Raw genomic sequence first — 18,162 nt, 5'->3', positions numbered from 1 at the left:
TTACTCCGGTTTGCTTGATTCATTATTAGATAATGAGGATGCCAGTGTCACGAGAATTTGCAGCAAGAAACACGGCGGAACTGACGGTCGAGACGCTCGTCGCGCATGGGATCGATCTGCTGTTTGGCGTTCCCGGCATCCACAATGATGCGTTGTTCGATGCGCTCTACGTCGCGCGCGGCCGCATCCGGACGATCCACGCACGGCATGAGCAGACGACGGGCTACATGGCGCTCGGCGCGGCGCTCGCGACGGGCCGGCCTCAGGCTTTCGCGGCCGTGCCGGGGCCGGGCATCCTCAACGCGTCGGCCGCCCTTCTCACCGCTTATGGGATGCAGGCGCCGGTTCTGGCGCTGGCAGGGCAAATCCCCTCGAACGCGATGGAACGGGGACATGGCCATCTTCACGAAATCCGCGACCAACTGGGCCTCCTGCGCCATCTGACCAAGGACGCGCAGCGGATCGGCGGACCCGCGGATGCCGGCGCCAGGCTCGCCTCCGCGCTCCAGTTGGCCCGGTCGGGCCGTCCCGGCCCCGTCGCTCTCGAATGCGCCATCGACGTCTGGCCAACCCGCGGCCCGGGCAAGGCCGCGGCGCCCCTCCCGCTTCTCCAGCCCGAGGTCGACAGCGACGCGATCGAGCAGGCGGCGCGCCTGCTGGGGACCGCGAAACGCCCGCTCATCATGGTCGGCGGCGGCGCGCAGGATGCGAGCCAGTCGCTTATCCGGGTCGCCGAGATGCTGCAGGCTCCGGTCGGCTGTTATCGGCGGGGCCATGGCGTGCTCCCGGGCACACATCCGCTTTCGGTCAATCTCCCGCTGGCGCACAGGCTCTGGCGGGATGCGGACGTGGTGCTCGCGGTCGGAACCCGGCTTCATACCCAGCAAAGCGTCTGGGGGGTAGATGAGGAACTGAAGATCATCCGGATCGACATCGATCCGGAAGAGCCCGGGCGGTTCCGCAATCCGGACTGCTCGATCGTCGCGGACGCTCAGGCTGCCCTGGACGCTCTCGCCAACGCCCTTCCCCGTCACCTTTCTCCGCGTCCTCACCGCGATCTGGCGGCCGAACGCGGATGGATGGCCGAAGAGCTTGGCCGTCTCGCGCCGCAAATGGCGTATCTCGCCGCGATCCGCCGGGCTTTACCGCCAGAGGGCATTCTCGTCGACGAAGTCACCCAGATGGGCTTCGCCGCGCGCCTCGGCTATCAGGCCGCCCTGCCCCGCACCTTCATCTCGGGCGGCCAGCAGGACAATCTCGGCTATGGCTTCGGCACCGCGCTCGGAGCCAAGGTCGCGGTCGGCGACCGGCCGGTGGTGGCGATCGCCGGCGATGGCGGCTTCGGCTATCAGGCGTTCGAGCTCGCCACCGCGGCCAAGCATGGGATCGCGCTCGTCACGGTCCTGTTTGACGATGGCGCCTTCGGCAATGTCCGGCGCATCCAAGATCAGGCCTATGGCGGCCGCCGCATCGCCGACAGCCTGCACAATCCGGACTTCGTGGCCTATGCGCGGAGTTTCGGCGTCCGCGCGGTCCGGGCGACCACACCGGCGGCACTCGAGCGGACCTTGCGCGAAGCGATCGCCGCCAACGAGCCTGCCCTCGTCCATGTGCCGGTCGATGAGATGCCGAGCCCCTGGCCGCTCATCATGCTGCCGCGCGTCAGAGGCAAGGCCGGCCCCGGCGAGCGCGTCTGGCCTTAAAGACAAGCCGCCGGGCTCATTGAGAGTCCGGCGTCGTTCAGGCCATGCCGATCGCCTCGACGCCTTGTCCTTCCCGCTCGGCCTTCTCGGCGTAGCGGCGCGCCAGCATGGAACAGACAATGAGCTGAGCCTGATGATACATCATCAGCGGCAGCACGATCATGCCCAGTGCGGGGTTCTGGCCGAACAGCACCCGCGCGATCGGCGCGCCGTTCGCCAGGCTTTTCTTGGACCCGCAGAACACGGCCGTGACCTCGTCGGCACGGCTGAAACCGAGCAGGCGGCTGACGAAAGTGGTCAGGCTGATCACGCTCCCGAGCAGCACCAGCACGAGGAGCGCGATGACGAGGAGCGTCGTCGGCGCATAATGCGACCAGAGGCCCGCCGCCGTGGATTCACAGAAGGCGGAATAGACGATGAGCAGGATGACGAAGCGATCGGCCTTCGACGCCCAGCTCTTGCGCCTCGCCACGAAGCCGCCGACGAGCGGGCGCATGATCTGCCCCGCCGCAAAGGGCAGGAGCAGCGTCTTCATCACGTCCCAGATGGCGGGCAGAAGCGGCAGGTGCCCCGTCGCGGTCTTGGCGACCAGACTGACGAGGAACGGCGTGAGAACCATGCCGAGCAGCCCGGAGAGCGTCGCATCGAAGATCGCCGCCGACACGTTCCCGCGGCCGATCGCGGTCATCGCGACGGAAGAGGAGATGGTCGACGACAGGGCGCAGAGATAGAAGATGCCAAGCCGTATCTCGGGCGCGAGGACCCCGGAAAGCCCGAAGAACAGCATGGCGCCGATCGCCGGAAACAGCAGGAAGGTGCTGCCATGAACCACGAGGTGGAGGCGCCAGCTCGCAGCGCCGGCCCTCATCGCGGCCGGCGAGAGAGCCGCGCCATGGAGGAAGAAGACGAACGCGATGCCGATCGTCGTCACGAGGCCGAGATGCAGCGGGCCGTCCTGGGTCCCGAGCCACGGCATCGCGACGGCTAGCGCGACCGCGCCCAGCATGGCGAGGACGAAGCCGTCAATCTTCATGGCATGCCCCCTTGGCAGCGGAAGTCGAAACTGGCCGGAGGGCCGCGAGAACATGATCGGCCACCCCCGCCTGATGTTCGGTCATCCGGCGCCCCGCGGCATCCGCGTCGCGCCGCTCGATGGCTTCGATGATCTCATCATGGTCATGCGCAAATTCGAGGTTCACGTCGCGCATCGTGAGCGCGAAGTGCCGGGCGCGATGCAGGTGAACGATCAGCCCGGCATGGATTTCCGCCAGCGTCTCGTTGCCGCTCTGGACGACCACCGCCCGATGGAACTGCTCGTTCGAAAGATAGTAGCGCGCCGGATCGTGGCTCACATAGGCGGACTTCAGCGCATCATGGATCACGCGCAGGTCGCGGATCTGCTCGGCCGTGCCCGACCGGCAGAGGATACGCGCGGCCTCCGCCTCGACCATGGCGATGACCGTGAATTGCTCGCGCAGCCGCTTGGGATCGAGCGCGGTGACCCTCGCGCCACGGCGCGGCAGCAGTTCGACGAGATTTTCCGTCGCGAGAACCTTGAGCGCCTCGCGCAAGGGCGTGCGCGAGAGGCCCAGCATGTCGCAAAGCTGCTTCTCCTGCACGCGGGAACGCGGCGGCAATTCACCGCGCACGATCAGGTCACGCACATGATCGACCGCCTTGCGCGTCAGCGATGGCGAGGTGGCTGTGGATTCCATGGCAACTGGCATCGGTGCCCGAAACGCCGGCGGCTTGGCAACCTCCCGCCCGACAGGTTCATGCAGGCTCATGGGCGATCTCATGGCGCAGCGTGCCGATCTGCGAGATCTCGACCTCCAGGACATCGCCGGCCTTGAGCCAGCTCGGCGGCACGCGGCGCGCGCCGACACCTGCGGGCGTGCCGCTCGCGATGATGTCGCCCGCCTCCAGCCGCGTGAAGCGCGAGGCATATTCGATGAGCCGCGCGGGGCCGAAGGTGAAGTTGTCCGTATTGTTGTGCTGGCGGACCTCGCCGTTCACGCGGGTTTCGAGCGTGAGCGGAAACCGCACCTGATCGGCGGGAACGAACCAGGGCCCGATCGATCCGCTCGCGTCGAAATTCTTGCCCACGGGCAGGGACACCTGCTGATAGTCGCGGATCGTCCCGTCGTTGAAGATGGTATAGCCGGCGATATGATCGAGCGCGTCCGCCAGGGCGATGTGCCGTCCGGGCTTGCCGACCACGATCGCCAACTCTCCCTCATAATCGAGATGATCCGATACCCTGGGCTTCAGGATCGGCGCGCCGTGCGGGACGAGGCTCGAAGGCAGGCGGATGAAGAATTGCGGGTCACCGCCGACATCCCGGTTCATCTCGGCCGCATGATCGCTGTAATTCGCGCCGACCGCGAGGATCTTGCCCGCGTCCGGCAGAGGGCTGTCCAGTTCCACTTGATCGGAGCGGCACAGAGGCTCGGACTTCGCGGCACGGTCCCGCGCCGCACCGATCAATCCGCCGCCGATCGCCTCGCGAAGGGTTGCCCCCAGACCTGCCCCGGACAGGTCGATGACGGCTCCGTCGTCCCGCAGGACGCCCCAACGGGCCAGGCCGGCGAAACGGAAACTGATGAACTTCATGGAGTGGCTCCTATTCGGCATCCGGCTGCGCGCCGGCGTCCGCGGCCATGAAGGCCGGATGGGTTGCGCAGTGCGCCGCGATTGCCGCGATGCGCGGCCAGTCGCCTTCCGCTCCGAAGCGGCGGGCATTGGCCAGTTGGGGAATGAGGACCGCATCGGCGAGCGTCGGCGCCGGCCCGAAGCAATAAGGTCCGTCGGAACGGCGCAGGATCTGCTCGCAGGCATCGAGCCCGTCGCGTATGATGTCGGCGGCCCAGCGGTGGACCGCCGCCTCGTCATGGCCCATCTCTCTCAAACGGGCGAGCACGCGCAGATTCTGGATCGGGTGGATGTCGCAGGCGATCAGTTGCGCGATCGCCCGGACATGCGCGCGCGGCACCGGGTCGGCCGGAAGCAACGGAGGCTCCGGGTGGATTTCATCCAGATATTCCGCGATCGCGAGCGACTGGGTGAGCGCCGTGCCGTCGTCCAGCTCGAGCACCGGAAGCAGGCCCTGCGGATTGAGCGCGAGAAAGGCCGGCCGGCGCTGATCGCCATGCCGCAAATGATGTGCGCGCTGGTCGAACGCCACGCCTTTCAGGCCCAGCACGATGCGGACACGCCAGCTCGCGGTGGACCGGAAATAGCCGTGAAGGATCACGCCGCCGGGCCGATCGTGACGGTAAGCGCCGTGAGGCCCTCGATTTCGACCCGCACGACGTCACCGGTCACCACGGCTCCCACGCCGGCCGGCGTGCCCGTGAAGATCAGGTCTCCCGGTTCCAGCGTCCAGAGGGTCGAAAGCGTCGAGATGATTTCGGGCACAGACCAGATCAGGTCCGCCAGATCGGCATCCTGCTTCACCTCCTCGTTCACCAGCAGGCGGATCGTGCCGCGCGCGGGATGACCGATGGCACTGACGGGGTGAAGAAGGCCCAGCGGAGCGGACGCCTCGACATTCTTGCCGCTATCCCACGGGCGCCCCGTGTCGCGCGCCGCGAGCTGGAGATCCCGCCGCGTCAGATCGTTGCCGGTGGCATAACCCCAGACATGGCCGAGCGCATCGTCGACCGGGATATTGCGGCCGCCGGTGCCGATCGCCACGACCAGTTCGGCCTCGTAATGGAAGTTGGCGGTCGCCGGGGGATAGGGGATGATCGAGCCGTTCGGGACGACGGCCTCGGCCCATTTGGTGAAGAAGAAGGGCGGCTCGCGATCCGGGTCGCGCCCCATCTCACGGGCATGCGCGGCATAATTGCGCCCGACGCAGAAGATGCGGCGAACGGGGAATTGGCGGCCATCGCTGGTCGGGGCGAAAACCGCGGGGGCGGGTTCGATCATAGGGCTCACAAGCGTTCTTCCCGATAGAGTTCGAGGCGTTCCTGCGCGGCCCGGTCGGAGTAGCTGAACAGCACCAGGTCGGTTTCGGCCTTGAGCGACAGCGTCGCCCAGGAAGGCAGGACGAACAGGTCGCGTGGCAGGAGGATGATCTCGCGGTCGTCGATCCGGGCCGTGCCACGCCCCTCCACCACGACATAGACGGCGCCGTCGCTTCCGCGGCGCGGACGGGTGGCCGTGCCGGCGGGAACCAGCTGGACCTGCGCGGCGATGGTCGGCAGCACGGAACCGCCATCGGCCGGATTGATGAATTCGAGCGCATGCGCGAGATGAGGGTCCGGCATCCCCGCGGCCATGTCGGCCAGGCTTCGCCGCCAATCGGCATAAGGATAATGGAACAGGGGCCGATCGGCCGGACGGCGATCCGCCACGCTGCCCCTGAGCGGCCGGAGGTTGCGGCCGTAACGGCTCAGGCTGTCATCGTCCTCGACAAGGCGGGCCTGGACCGGCTTGTCGGTCTTTTCGGCGAAGCTCGCCGCAAAATGCCTGACGGTCGGGATGTCGAGACCGTCGAGCCAGATCATCGGCTGGGCGGTCTCGTTGCCATGATCGTGCCACTGCCAGGACGGCGTGAGCACGAGATCGAAGGGGCGCATCACCGCGCGCTCGCCGTCGACCGTGGTATAGGCCCCCTCGCCTTCCATGACGAACCGGAGCGCGCTCTGGGTATGCCGATGCGCCGGAGCCACCTCGCCGGGGAGGATCATCTGGAGCCCGGCATAGAGGCTTGCCGTGATCGCGGATTCTCCCGGCAGGCCGGGATTTTCGAGGATGAGGACACGCCGTTCGGCCTGTTCGGCGCTGATGAGGTCTCCTGCCCGCATCAGGTGACGTCGCGCGTCGCCGAAACGCCAGTGGTGGGCGATCGCCGGGCTGTTCGGGGTGGGCGAAACCAGTGCGGCCAGCACCTCCCAGAGAGGCGTCAGGCTGTCGGGGCGCATGGCCGCATAGAGTTGGTCCAGCTGCTCGCGCTGGTCGTTGGGGAGCAGAATGCTGATCATGATCCGTGTCTCTCCTCAGCCCAGCGGCAGACCGCGCCCGCCACGGCTGCAAGCGCGTCGGGCTGGCCGGCATAACTGTGGCTGGCGCCCGGAATGACGGCGTATTGCCGGTCCTTCGACCGGGCTGCCGCAAAGGTTTCGCGCAGATGCGCCTGGGGCACGGCGTCGTCGGCGCCGTTCTCGACCACGAAGAGCGGGCAATCGATCGCGCCGACCGACCGGACCGCATCGACCCGGCTGTCATCGAGGGACCATTGCGAAAGCCAGGCTTCGGGGGTCGAGACGCGAGCGATGCCCGAAGGCGCTTCGTTGATGGCGCGTGGCGAGCCCAGCCAGCAGCGGCCCGGAGCGCGGCCGTTGGGATCGATCATGGTATCGAGGAAATGCGGGTCAGCCATCGTGCGGGGGATGATGAAGGGGTCGAGGCGCCCCTCCCCGATCCGCCGGCGGGCAAAGGCGGTGATCCGCCGTATCCGGGCCCGCTGCGCCGCGCGATAGCGGGTGAGAAACGCCGTATCGAAGGGCGCCGCCGGTGCCCGGCGATCATAAAGGTCAAGCATGGGATCGCGACCATCCGGATCGCCCTCGGACATCACCGAAGGATCGATCGCGTCGGCGAGCATGCGTGCCCGCGAGGCGTGCGCACCGAGGAAGACGAGGCCATCCGCAGGTTCGAGCCCCGCCTCGGCCAGCACAAGCCTGGCGCCATCCGGTGTGTCGGCGATGGTCGGCCGGGTCGCCTGCTCCTGATAGAAGGCCGACAGCGTCCCGCTGCCGCTCCACCCGAGCAGGAATATCGAGCGGTAGCCCAGTGTTTCCCGTGCGAAGCGGGTCCATGCCCCGATGTCGAGCAGGGCTCGCTCGAAGACCGCCAGCGCTTCGTTGCGCGCGAAGCGCGTCGAGACGGCGAGCACGTCGATACCCTGCGAGCTGATCGCGTCTTCGAGCGGCAAGAGATGCCACGCGCCGGCCGGCCGCACGAACAGATAGAGCGAGCAGGACGGCCGCTCGCCCGCCTGGAGGAGCAAGCCGCTCAACGGAATCCGCTCCCCGTCGGGAGCGCTCATATTCGCCCCCGAGGCCGTCTCCACCCACCGCATATGCCGTGCGGTCACGCCACCACCCGGATCGGTTCGATCCAGCGACGCAGCCAGTCTTCGATGACATCCATGCGCCCGGCGTCGGCAGCGACCGCGATATAGCCGTCGGGACGGACAAGCAGGAGGCACTCTCCGACAAGGCCGTAATTCTCGGCCAGCTCGCCCGTGTCCCGGTAAGATCCGGGGCCGCGGTCGACCTCGACCAGCCGCACGCCCGCACAATCGGCGGCCTCACGCCCCCCGATCGCAAGCAGCGTAAAATCGGGATGGCGGAAGAGATCGAATAGGCGTGTCGAGGCGCCGTCCGGATCGATGATCGCCGCATCGGGCGCACGGTCACCGGCCCGCACCTTGCCCGGTTCCATGCGATCCTCATGGGTCAGCGGCGATGCCCGATAGCTGAGGTCCAGCTGCAGCGTATCGCGACCGCGCCGCATGTCGGCCTTGTCGGTCATGGCACTGAGCAGGCCCTTGCTCATCCGCAGGACGCCGGCGCCGATGTCGCGGCGCTCGGTTTCATAGGTGTCGAGCAATTCCTCGCCGGCACCGACCAGCACGGCTGCCAGCTTCCATCCCAGATTGAAGCTGTCCTGCACGCTCGTGTTGAGCCCCTGCCCGCCGGTTGGCGGATGGGCATGGGCCGCATCGCCCGCGATGAAGGCACGCCCCCTCCGATAGGCATCCGCCAGACGGAAATTCACCCGATAGATCGAACTCCAGCTCGGCTCACCGGCGACGAGCCTGGCATCGCCTGTGCGCGCCAGGATCATCGCCTGGATCGCATCCCGGCTCTGGTCGGGCTCCTCGTCGGTGGTGAGTTCGGCCGAGAGCTGGAAGCTGTCGGTCTTCACCAGCGGACAGAGCGCGAACTGGCCGCCCGGCGCCTTGGGCCAGCGATGCCAGGCATCGTGCGAAAGATTGGCGACGGGCAGATCGGCGACCAGCATCCGGAAGGTCCCGGTCTCGCCCGGATAGCCGATGCCGAGCTGCTTGCGCACCGAACTGCGCGCGCCATCCGTGCCGACGAGCCAGTCGCAGACGATGGTCCGTTCCTCGCCATCGATCCGGACATGCGCATGGACGCGACCATCCGCCTCGATCAGGCCGATGCATTCGACGCCGAACTCGACATGGCCGCCCAGTTCCGCAAGGCGCGCTCGCATCAGGGCTTCCGTGCGCCATTGCGGGATCATCAGCGAGACGGAATAGGGTTCGCCCGCTCTGGGTTCCGGCTCGCTATGAACATATTGCGTGCCCCCGTCCTCCATGCCGTGATTGGCGATGGGCGGATACGGGGCCGAGCCAGCCAGGAAGGCGTCGATCATCCCCAGTTGCTCGAAGATCTCGATCGTCCGGGGCTGAAGTCCCTTGCCGCGGGACCCCGCAAACGGCTCCAGCCCCTTTTCGATCAGGCGAAACGACACGCCCCTACGGGCCAGGTCGATCGCCAGTGTCAGCCCCGCGGAGCCGGCACCGACGATCAGGACCTGGACCGCTCCATCCTCAGGGGATGGAGCGGACGAAGCCGAAGACGCGTGAATGCTCAAAACTTGAACCTCACGCCACCGCGGAACTGGCGGCCGATGACATCGTAGAGATAGCCATTGGTGCCGGTGCTCAGGAAGCCTGTCGCGCCAAAGATCGGAGCGACCGGCGGGTCCCGGTCGAACAGGTTCTGGACGGCAAAGTAGATTTCCGCCCCCTTGCCGAGGTGCGGCATCTTAAAGCCGAGCGACAGATCCGTGTAGAACACGGCAGGCACATGGTTCTTGTCGATATCGACGCCCTCGACCCAGGCGACGTTGATCTTGCCCGCGCTGATGAAGCGCTCGGTCACCGAGGCGGTGAAATGATCGGAGTCATAGGTCGCCGAGGCCAGCCAGCGCCAGCTCGGCACGGCCTGGGAGTTCTGGTCGAAATTGGCGTTCTGCCCGGCATATTCGGTTTTCACGCCGCCGACCGTGACGGTCCGGTGTGCGACATAGGTGCCGACCATGCGCAGGTTGAGCGTGCCGCTCCACTGGCTCACGATGTCGGAGACGTTGCGGGTGTAGCTGGTCTCGAAATCGACGCCGCGGGTGGCTTCGCCGCCGATATTGAGCGGCAGGAGCTTGATCAGGGTGATCTGGTTGGCCGCGTTGCGCGTGATGAAGGAACATTGCAGCGGATCGCCGCCCTGGCAGAGATTGATCACGGCCTGCGCCGTGTTCGAATAGATCGCCTTGTCGATCTTGATGTTGAAATAGTCGACGGAGGCCGCGAAACCCGGCAGCCAGTTCGGACGATAGACGACGCCGACCGACGTCGTATCGGCCTTCTCGGGCACGAGGTTCGGATTTCCGGCGGCGAACTGCTGGACGCTGTAGCTCTTGTTCAGGACGGGATCGCTGATCGTCTGGTTGAGGTTGTTGCCCGCCTGGAAGAGTTCCGCGAGGTTGGGCGCGCGGATGTCTCTCGACCGCGTACCACGGAAGCGAAGTTGGTTGTCGACATCCCATGTCAGGCCGAGCTTCCAGCTGACGACGCTGCCCGACAGGCTGTAGTCGGTGTAGCGCACGGCCCCGTTGAAATCGAATTCGTGGAAGAAGCGCTTGTCCTTCAGCAGCGGCACCACGGTTTCGAAGAAGCCTTCCTTCACATTGTAATGCCCCTGCGACGGACGGAAATTGCCGAGGAAGAAGGCGTTGGTCTGGTCGAGCGCGGTTGTCGTGGCGTCATAGGACTCGCGCCGCCACTCGCCACCGAGGGCAACCGACACCGGCCCCGCCCAGGTGGAGAAGGGCTCGCCGCGCAGCGACGCGGAGGCGACATCCTGCTTGATCGTGATGTTCTGGTAGGACTGGCCGTAGATATAGGCGAGCGCCTGCGGCGTGCTCTTGTTCGTGCCGAAGACATTGTAGGGCACGCAGCCATTGCCGGGATTGGTCAGCGTCGACCGGCACACGATCTGGCCGTTGGCCGGATTGACGACCGCATCGACCGCATTGTTGAAGTTGGCCGTGACCGGATTGTTGCTGTAGTCGCCGTTCAGGAAGTCGGTCTTGCCGTGCTGGCCGTAGACATCCCAGCTCCAGCCATTGCCGAACTTCCCTTCCAGGCCACCGACATAGCGGAACTGCTCGCGATCGTTGCGTCCGACCGAGGGGCCCCAATCGAGGAACATCTTGCCGAGACTGAAGCTGGTGAGCCCGTTGGCCGCCATCGTCGCCCTGATCGCCGGGTCGAGATAGGCATTGTCGTTGCGGATGGTGATATTGCCGTCGCGCTCATAGACGCGGGCATAGATCTTGCTCTTGACGTTCGCGTAGCCGAACTCGCCATAAGCGGTGATGTTGTCGGTGAGATCGTAGCTTCCGCGCGCATAGATGGTCCCGCCCCTGACCGGGGATGCGAGACGGATGATCTGGCTGACGTCCTGCGCGTCGCCGCCAAAGGACAGCACGCCCGAGGTGAAGCCCGGATTATAGGGCATCGGCTTCCCGTTGCCGTCGAACTGGGTGTTGGCGAGCGGACCGGGCGAGGTGATGAGACCGCCGTTCGTCGCCACGCCGAGGCCGACGCCGGGCTCCAGCAACCGGACCGGCTGCCCGTTTCCGGGCGCATAGGCGGGATTGTTGACGACCTTGTAGCTCTTGAACCAGTCGCGCGAGGTCACGGGGTCGGCGGAGCCGTCGTCATGATATTCGCCGCTGACGAGGAAATGCCCGCGGCCGTCGGCGAACTTGGTGCCGACGCTCAGCTCGGCCTTGAAGCTCCGGGCGTCTCCTTCGTCCGAGATGCCGGACTGGATGTTCCCCATGATGCCGGTGAACTTGGTGTTGAGGACATAGTTGACGACACCCGCGACGGCATCCGAGCCCCAGGCCGCGGAAGCGCCGCCCGTCACGACGTCGACACGCTCGACCAGGGCCTGCGGCAGCAGGCCGACGTCGATATTCCCGGTCAGCGTCGACGGCGCAACGCGGTGCCCGTCGAGGAGCACGAGCGTACGGTTCGCACCCAGCGCGCGAAGATTGTAGAGGTTCGCGCCGACGGTCGCGGACGCGCCGGTGGTCGCGACACGCGGCGTCGTCGAGCCGACGAGCGCAGGGAGCTGATTGACATAGTCGGCGAGCGACGCGGGCGCAGCCGCCTGGATCTGCGCGGTTCCGATCACGGTCGTGGGCGTGGGCGCCGTATAGCCCAGACGCGCGACGCGCGTGCCGGTGACGACGATCTCGGCCAGTCCGGCTCCGCCGCCCTGCTGCGCCGGAGCGGCGTTCCGCGGCGTCGGGTCGCTCGGCTGGGCGGCCGATGCCACTTCATTGGCCGGGGCGGTCGCCGCGGCCTGATCCTGGGCGAAGGCCGGCGTTGCGCCACAGGCGATGATCAGCGCCAGTGCCGAAGTGCGGCAACATTCGATCCGGTGATTGCGAACTTGCATGCGGAACATGAACAGCCCTCTCCCTCTTTTTTCGGCCTCTTCACGTCGCCAGCAGGCAGACGCTTCGGGCTCAGCCCTTTATGGAAGGGGGCGCGAACTTCCTTATAACGTCAGGCTCCGGCCGCTTATCAAAGCGTCCGAAAATCGTGAGGCCAGCCCGATGGAACGCGCCGGAAGCAGGTTTTCCGGCGTCTCCTCCGCCTCTCATCTGCATGCAAAGCGACGGGGAGCCCGGAACCATCGCAGGGGAAGGGCCTGCGGAGAACATTGAATCGATCGCAAGGCAGGCTAGGGTCGAATTCAGGGCGAGGCCACGTCGCCAGGCGGAGAGGAGCATCTCTATGGCGAACGATCATACCCCGATCTGGATCGTTTCCGGGGATTTCGGCCGTGCGACGGTGAACATCACCGGCAGGGCCCTCGTCGAACATGCGCATCAGCAGTTCAACATGATCTTCATGCTCGGCGGCGGCGACACGATGTTCCGTTCAGGGTCGGACGACCTCCCGCTCGACGAGGGGTCTGTGCTTCTGTTCAATCCCTGGGTTCCGCATCTGAAACTCGCCAACGAGGCCGGCCCGACGATGATCCTGTCGCTGATCATCGAAACCGGCTGGATCGATCGTGCGATCGAGGCGCAGGGCCTGCGCCCCGGCCTGATCTTCCCGCGACCGCGCGAGCAGATGACGGAGAATGTCCGCGTTCAGGCTGAACGCCTTGCCGCCGCCATCTCACGGGATCTCGTGGAAAGCGTCGCCGACCGCGAGGCGCTGCTGCTCGACCTGATCGACGCCGTGATCCGCGCCTATATCGCCCCTGAGGTCGAGCGGACGGGAGTCACGAGCCGCCGACCCATCGATTTTCGCATCCGCAAGGCCCTCAACTATATCCACGAGCATGCGTTCGAAAATCCACGGATCGATGAAATCGCGGCGATGGTAGGCCTCTCCCGGTCCCGCTTCTTCGAGCAGTTCCGGCGCTGTGTCGGCGCCTCGCCGCAGCACTATATCGATCATATCCGGATGAAGGCCGCGACCCGCTATCTCAGCACAAGCGATGAGCCCCTGGTCGAGCTTGCCGATCGGCTCGGCTTCGGCGCGCACAGCAATTTCACCCGCTTCTTCGCCCAGCACATGGCCGTTTCACCGAGCGAATTCCGGCGCCAGACGCATCTGGTCGACCAAGACCCGTCAGGCTGACAGGAGCGCTGCTCCCGGACGTGCCCAAACCTCCCCGAACCACCGCGAGAGATGGGGAAGCGACGCCCGCTTCACCGGAAGCGTCGTCCAGCGCCTCACCGCCACCCCGATCGGAATGTCCGCCAGCGTAAAGGCGTGGCCGGCGACATAGGGAGACGTCCCGAGCGCCGCATCGACGATACCGAAGAGTTCGTCGGCTTCCGCCTCGGCGGCGGCGAGCCGCTCCGCAGGGGCCGGCGTGCTCGCCTTGACGGTTAGACGCACGAGATCGCGCACGGCTTGGGCCAGATGGGCCGCCTGCCAGTCGAGCCATTGATCGACCTTCGCCGCCTGCCGCGCATCCGCCGGATAGAGTCCGGCCGCCTGCTCGCGGCGCGCCAGATAGCGCAGAATCGCATGGGATTCCCAAAGGATGAACCCCTCGTCATCGAGGGTCGGTATGCGTCCGTTCGGATTGAGGCTTCGATAGGCCGGCTCGTCCAGCCCGCCATGCGGACCGCCAACCGGGATCAGCTCATGCTCAAGGCCAAGCTCGCCGCAGGCCCACACAACCTTGGCCACGTTCGGCGCCGCGCGATGTCCCCAGATCTTCAGCATGCAACATCCTCTCCGGCGCGGAAGCGCCCGAGGCCGAACCTAGAGGAGACCCCCGCCCCGTCTGATGCCGGTCAGTCCTGCCGTTTATCGCCTCGTCCGAATGTTCTGCCGCGACCGAAATCCGGATGATTTGATAACAGCGCGAGGGGGAGTTTCGGCCAATACAGATGGCAACCGACCAATAAGCGGCGCGGCATCCAAGCCACGCGCAGGAGAGAGGATGAGAATGACGCAACCGGCCCACATCTGCTGCCCAGCGCATGATCCCTGTCCGCATCATCTGAACGCGGCCCAAGCATCCGCGAACCGCGACCGGGCGGGCGCGATCGATGGCGTCGATCGCGAGATGATCGACGCCTGCCTCGACCAGCGCGGGATCAGCCGGCGTGCCATCCTCGCGGCGAGCGCGGGGGCCGCGATGTTCGTGCGCGGCGGCGCCTCGCCTGCCCTTGCCCACGCGGCGGGCCGGACCATGGCCGCGCTTCCCGCCGGGCGCCTCCATGAGCTCCCCTCGACGCCGCAGACGGTGAAGATCGGCGCGATGGACCCCGCGACGCCTGTGGTCCTCGAGATCGAAAGCGGCGACATCGTCCATTACCCGAATACCTGGGTGAACTGGGCGAACGAAGCGAAGTTCGGCATGGCGTTCGCCGAACGGGAGAGCATTCGTAAGCGCTATCCCGCGGGCCCCTATTCGCTCGTGGGGCCCGTCGCGGTGAAGGGCGCCGAGCCCGGTGACGTCATCGAATGCAGGATGGTCCGCCTGAAGCCGATCGCGTGGGGATGGAACTCCACGCCCAGAGGCATGGGCGCGCTTCCGGATGCGTTCGATCAGCCCTATCTCCATTATCTCAGGATGGACGCCGAGCGCCGCTATGCGGATTTCGCCGAAGGCGTGCGGATTCCGCTCTCCCCGATCCAGGCGGTCATGGCCGTGCAGCCCGCCGGCGACAAGCCGGTGAGCGGCATCCTCAGCGGCCGCTATGGCGGCAATATCTCGCTCCGGGATCTGACAGAAGGCACCTCGCTGTTCCTCGGCGTCGAAGTCGCGGGTGGACGGTTGTGGACCGGCGACAGCCATGCCGCGCAGGGCGACGGCGTCGTCGACCAGACCGCCATCGAAACCGCGATGGAGGATCTGCGCATCCAATATATCCTGCACAAGAAGGTGCCGATCGCGACCCCGGTCGCCGAGACGCATGATTCATGGATCGTGCTGGCTTACGGCGATACGGTCGATCAGGCGCTTGCGGCGTCCATCCGCCAGATGATCGGCTGGCTTTCGGGAGCGACCGGCCTCACCGGGCAGGACGTCTATGCGCTGGCCAGCATCGCCGGCAGCTTCCGGATCACGCAATACGCCAACCAGACGGGCAGCGTGTATACAAGCTCCCCGCGCAAGGCGGTCCATGGCGTGCTGCCCAAGGCGATTTTCGACGCCGCTCGGCTCGCGCAGATTTCGCGGTCGCTCCGTCCGGGCGCCTGATGATGACCTCCTATGAGCCCATCGACGCCGCGCGCGCGGCGCTTGCGCGCCGCGTCGTCTTCGGATGCGCCATCGTGGCGTTTCTCGACGGCTTCGACACCCAGGCGATCGGGCCGGCGATCCCCGCGATCGCCAGCCAGCTCGGCCTCAAGCCCGACGCGATGGGGTCCGTCCTCGGAGCATCGCAGATAGGCTTCCTCATCGGCGCCTTCCTCTTCGGGGCATTGGGTGACCGGCTCGGCCGCAAGAAGATGCTTCTGCTGACAACGGCCCTCTTCGCCCTCGGCACTCTCGCCACGGCGCTTTCGGGCTCGCTTCCGGCCCTGCTGCTCAGCCGGGTCGTAACCGGGCTGGGACTCGGTGGGGCCAGCCCGAATTTCGTGAGCCTGGTCGGGGAGTTCACGCCGGAGGAACGTCGCGCACGCGCGGTGACGATGCTGTGGGCCGCCGTTCCGCTGGGCGGCATGGTCGGCGCCTTCGCCACGGGGCAACTGCTGCCGGTCCACGGCTGGCATGCGATCTTCCTGATCGGCGCCGCGGCGCCATTGCCGGTGCTGGCGGCCGTCGCCCTCCTCTTCCCGGAATCGCGCGAAGTGGCGCAGGAGCGCGCGGCACCGGTGACGGCCCTCTTCGCGAAGGACATCCGGACGACGACGCTGCTGCTCTGGGTCACATCCTTCATGACCTGGTCGACCGTCGTCGTCACCGCCCTCTGGATGCCCGCGCTCCTTCAACGGGCGGGCTGGGCGGCGCCCCATGCGGCATCGATGCTCGCCCTCAACAATGGTGGCGGCATCATCGGGACGCTCGCGGTCGGATTGATGATCGGGCGCGGAGACGCCAAGCGCGCACTGATGGCGACGCTGGCCGCCGCCGGCTGCCTGATCGCGCTCATGGGCGCCTTTACGGCGATCCCCTTCGCCTTCGCGGTGCTCGCGATCACCGCAGGCTGCGCCACCTCGGCGGCGGGCGGCACGCTCCTCGCGGTCTCCGCCGGCACCTATGTCCCGTCAGCGCGCTCGACTGGCATCGGCTGGGCGCTCGGCGTCGGCCGAACCGGCACGGTCCTCGGCCCGCTGGCCGTCGGGGTCATGCTCGGCCTCGGCGCATCGGTCGCCCTGACCTTCGCCACGATCGCGATGCTGGCCCTGCTCGGCGTGCTGGCCGCAATCGGGCTTGCCCGTTCGGCCCGCCCAACCCCCTTTCCCCATGGAGTGTAATGTCATGGAATCCGATTCCACCTGCATCGTTCAATATCTGGTCAGCTGCCAGATGGCGCGGAAGCTCATCGACGCGGGCATCGCCGAGGCGGACCGGAGGGGCGTCGCCCTGTCGTTCGCGGTGGTGGATACGGCCGGCCATCTCGTCGCCTCGGCGCGAATGGACGGTGCCCCCTTCGTGACGGTCGAGGTCGCCCGCGGAAAGGCTTTCGCCTGCGCCGCGACCGGCGGCCAGCCCGGCGACAATCTCGATCAGCGCTACCGGGAGAATCCGATGGTCTGGGGCAATGCCAGCGCGCTCGGCTACGGCGCTCCGATGCTGCCAGCGATCGGCTCCCTGCCGATCAGGATCGATGGCCGCGTGATCGGCGCGATCGGGGCGAGCGGGGCACCCTCCGCAGTCGACGTGGCGGTCATCACCGCGGCGCTCGACGCTGTCGTCAGCTCCACCGGCAACTGAGGGAAGGCGAACCATGCGTCTCCTGGCGTTCCGCGACACGACCACCGACCGCTCTCTCGGTGTGTCGGCCGACGGCATCAGCTTTCATCCGGTTGCGGCCCTCGCGCCCGACCTTCCCGCGGATATCGAGACCCTGCTCGGACTGGACGGCGTCCTCGACAGGCTGGCCGGGCTGCTCGCCGCGGCGGGCCCCGGCCGCAGCCTGGCGGATGTCACCCTCCTGCCCTTCCTCGACCGCTCGAACGCCTTCTGGGCGCTCGCGCTCAACTTCAAAACCCATATCGCCGAGACAGGCCTTACGACCTCGCTCGATTACCCCCATCTCTTTCTCCGGACGGCGGCATCCTATGTCGGCAGCGGCGAGCCCATCCTCGCGCCACCGGAATCGGTTGCCCGCGCCTTCGACTATGAGGGGGAGCTGGGCGTGGTGATCGGCAAGCCCGGCCGCCACATCCCGGTCGACCGGGCGCTGGAGCATGTCGCCGGCTACACGATCGTCAACGAAGGCTCGGTCCGCGAATATCAGATGCACAACCGGCAATTCGGGCTGGGCAAGAATTTTGAGGGCTCGGGCAGCTATGGGCCATGGATGGTGACGGCCGACGAGTTCGGCGATCCGACGAAGCACAGCATCGAGACCCGCCTCAACGGCATCGTCCGGCAGCGTTCCGGCCTGGACGATCTTCTGGTCGGCGTCGCTGAGACGGTCGCCTATCTCTCCCAGGGCTATCGCCTCCGGCCCGGTGACATGATCGCGATGGGAACGCCGGGCGCGCTGCCGCCGGCGCAGGACGATATCGAGGGGCGCGACCTTTCGCGTCAGTACGGCCCCTTCCCCACCCCCGGCCTCGTCCATATGCGGCCGAACGATCTGGTCGAGGTCGAGATTTCCGGGCTGGGCATCCTTTCGAACCCCGTCGTCTCCGATCAGCCGCCCACCTACAGGGCCGGATGATGCGGAACGCGCTGCTCCTGTTCGTGGC

At 66.7% G+C, this 18,162-nt stretch carries 16 protein-coding genes; 6 read left to right on the top strand and 10 right to left on the bottom strand.

Annotated elements, in window-relative coordinates:
* Window positions 1-44: 44 nt before the first annotated feature.
* Window positions 45-1,703, top strand: coding sequence for a thiamine pyrophosphate-dependent enzyme (locus ST3T6A_RS0110455; protein WP_019832867.1), 1,659 nt, complete (start codon window positions 45-47; stop codon window positions 1,701-1,703).
* A 37-nt stretch (window positions 1,704-1,740) separates the two neighbouring features.
* Here the strand turns inward: ST3T6A_RS0110455 and ST3T6A_RS0110450 are convergent, their stop codons facing one another.
* The 9 genes from ST3T6A_RS0110450 to ST3T6A_RS19860 all read right to left on the bottom strand — a co-directional run bounded on the left by ST3T6A_RS0110450 (window position 1,741) and on the right by ST3T6A_RS19860 (window position 12,226).
* The gene (locus tag ST3T6A_RS0110450; RefSeq protein ID WP_019832866.1) at window positions 1,741-2,736 is read right to left on the bottom strand and encodes a bile acid:sodium symporter family protein; all 996 of its coding nucleotides are present in this window, start codon (window positions 2,734-2,736) and stop codon (window positions 1,741-1,743) included.
* On the bottom strand, window positions 2,726-3,418 hold the full coding sequence (locus ST3T6A_RS19875; RefSeq protein WP_019832865.1) for a GntR family transcriptional regulator: 693 nt from the start codon (window positions 3,416-3,418) through the stop codon (window positions 2,726-2,728). Before ST3T6A_RS19875 ends, ST3T6A_RS0110450 begins: the two co-directional genes overlap by 11 nt.
* A 58-nt stretch (window positions 3,419-3,476) precedes the next feature.
* Window positions 3,477-4,316, bottom strand: a complete 840-nt coding sequence (locus ST3T6A_RS0110440; protein WP_019832864.1) for a fumarylacetoacetate hydrolase family protein — start codon at window positions 4,314-4,316, stop codon at window positions 3,477-3,479.
* Between the two features lie 10 nt (window positions 4,317-4,326).
* The gene (gene maiA / locus ST3T6A_RS0110435) at window positions 4,327-4,956 is read right to left on the bottom strand and encodes a maleylacetoacetate isomerase (protein WP_019832863.1); all 630 of its coding nucleotides are present in this window, start codon (window positions 4,954-4,956) and stop codon (window positions 4,327-4,329) included.
* On the bottom strand, window positions 4,953-5,636 hold the full coding sequence (locus ST3T6A_RS0110430) for a fumarylacetoacetate hydrolase family protein (RefSeq protein WP_019832862.1): 684 nt from the start codon (window positions 5,634-5,636) through the stop codon (window positions 4,953-4,955). Before ST3T6A_RS0110430 ends, maiA begins: the two co-directional genes overlap by 4 nt.
* Window positions 5,637-5,641: 5 nt before the next feature.
* Window positions 5,642-6,694: a gentisate 1,2-dioxygenase gene (gtdA, locus tag ST3T6A_RS0110425; protein ID WP_019832861.1), complete on the bottom strand. Its 1,053-nt coding sequence runs from the start codon at window positions 6,692-6,694 to the stop codon at window positions 5,642-5,644.
* Window positions 6,691-7,731: an alpha/beta hydrolase family protein gene (locus ST3T6A_RS19870; RefSeq protein ID WP_019832860.1), complete on the bottom strand. Its 1,041-nt coding sequence runs from the start codon at window positions 7,729-7,731 to the stop codon at window positions 6,691-6,693. Before ST3T6A_RS19870 ends, gtdA begins: the two co-directional genes overlap by 4 nt.
* Window positions 7,732-7,805: 74 nt before the next feature.
* Window positions 7,806-9,341, bottom strand: coding sequence for an FAD-dependent monooxygenase (locus ST3T6A_RS19865; RefSeq protein WP_202804589.1), 1,536 nt, complete (start codon window positions 9,339-9,341; stop codon window positions 7,806-7,808).
* On the bottom strand, window positions 9,338-12,226 hold the full coding sequence (locus ST3T6A_RS19860) for a TonB-dependent receptor domain-containing protein (protein WP_019832858.1): 2,889 nt from the start codon (window positions 12,224-12,226) through the stop codon (window positions 9,338-9,340). The genes ST3T6A_RS19865 and ST3T6A_RS19860 overlap by 4 nt, the downstream gene beginning before the upstream one ends.
* Before the next feature lie 71 nt (window positions 12,227-12,297).
* Here ST3T6A_RS19860 and ST3T6A_RS0110405 point away from each other — a divergent pair, with 71 nt between their 5' ends.
* The gene (locus ST3T6A_RS0110405; RefSeq protein WP_235785772.1) at window positions 12,298-13,416 is read left to right on the top strand and encodes an AraC family transcriptional regulator; all 1,119 of its coding nucleotides are present in this window, start codon (window positions 12,298-12,300) and stop codon (window positions 13,414-13,416) included.
* Here the strand turns inward: ST3T6A_RS0110405 and ST3T6A_RS0110400 are convergent.
* Window positions 13,408-14,013: a glutathione S-transferase family protein gene (locus ST3T6A_RS0110400; protein WP_019832856.1), complete on the bottom strand. Its 606-nt coding sequence runs from the start codon at window positions 14,011-14,013 to the stop codon at window positions 13,408-13,410. The two genes, ST3T6A_RS0110405 and ST3T6A_RS0110400, sit on opposite strands and share 9 nt — an antisense overlap.
* 226 nt (window positions 14,014-14,239) lie before the next feature.
* Between ST3T6A_RS0110400 and ST3T6A_RS0110395 the strand changes: the two genes are divergently transcribed.
* From ST3T6A_RS0110395 to ST3T6A_RS0110380, 4 genes are read left to right on the top strand one after another with little or no spacing between them, the layout of a single operon-like run.
* Window positions 14,240-15,499 carry an acetamidase/formamidase family protein gene (locus ST3T6A_RS0110395; protein ID WP_019832855.1) on the top strand — a complete coding sequence of 420 codons (1,260 nt, stop codon included), beginning with the start codon at window positions 14,240-14,242 and terminating at the stop codon, window positions 15,497-15,499.
* The gene (locus ST3T6A_RS0110390) at window positions 15,499-16,719 is read left to right on the top strand and encodes an MFS transporter (RefSeq protein ID WP_019832854.1); all 1,221 of its coding nucleotides are present in this window, start codon (window positions 15,499-15,501) and stop codon (window positions 16,717-16,719) included. Before ST3T6A_RS0110395 ends, ST3T6A_RS0110390 begins: the two co-directional genes overlap by 1 nt.
* Before the next feature lie 4 nt (window positions 16,720-16,723).
* Window positions 16,724-17,179 (top strand): GlcG/HbpS family heme-binding protein, encoded by a 456-nt coding sequence (locus ST3T6A_RS0110385; protein ID WP_019832853.1) that lies wholly within the window; start codon window positions 16,724-16,726, stop codon window positions 17,177-17,179.
* 13 nt (window positions 17,180-17,192) lie between these two features.
* Complete coding sequence (locus ST3T6A_RS0110380; protein WP_019832852.1) at window positions 17,193-18,134, top strand: fumarylacetoacetate hydrolase family protein; 942 nt, start codon at window positions 17,193-17,195, stop codon at window positions 18,132-18,134.
* Window positions 18,135-18,162: the final 28 nt, after the last annotated feature.

The sequence above is a fragment of the Sphingomonas sp. PR090111-T3T-6A genome (assembly GCF_000383095.1).
Taxonomy (GTDB): Bacteria; Pseudomonadota; Alphaproteobacteria; order Sphingomonadales; family Sphingomonadaceae; genus Solisphingomonas.
This window is presented reverse-complemented; position numbering and strand designations above follow the sequence as displayed.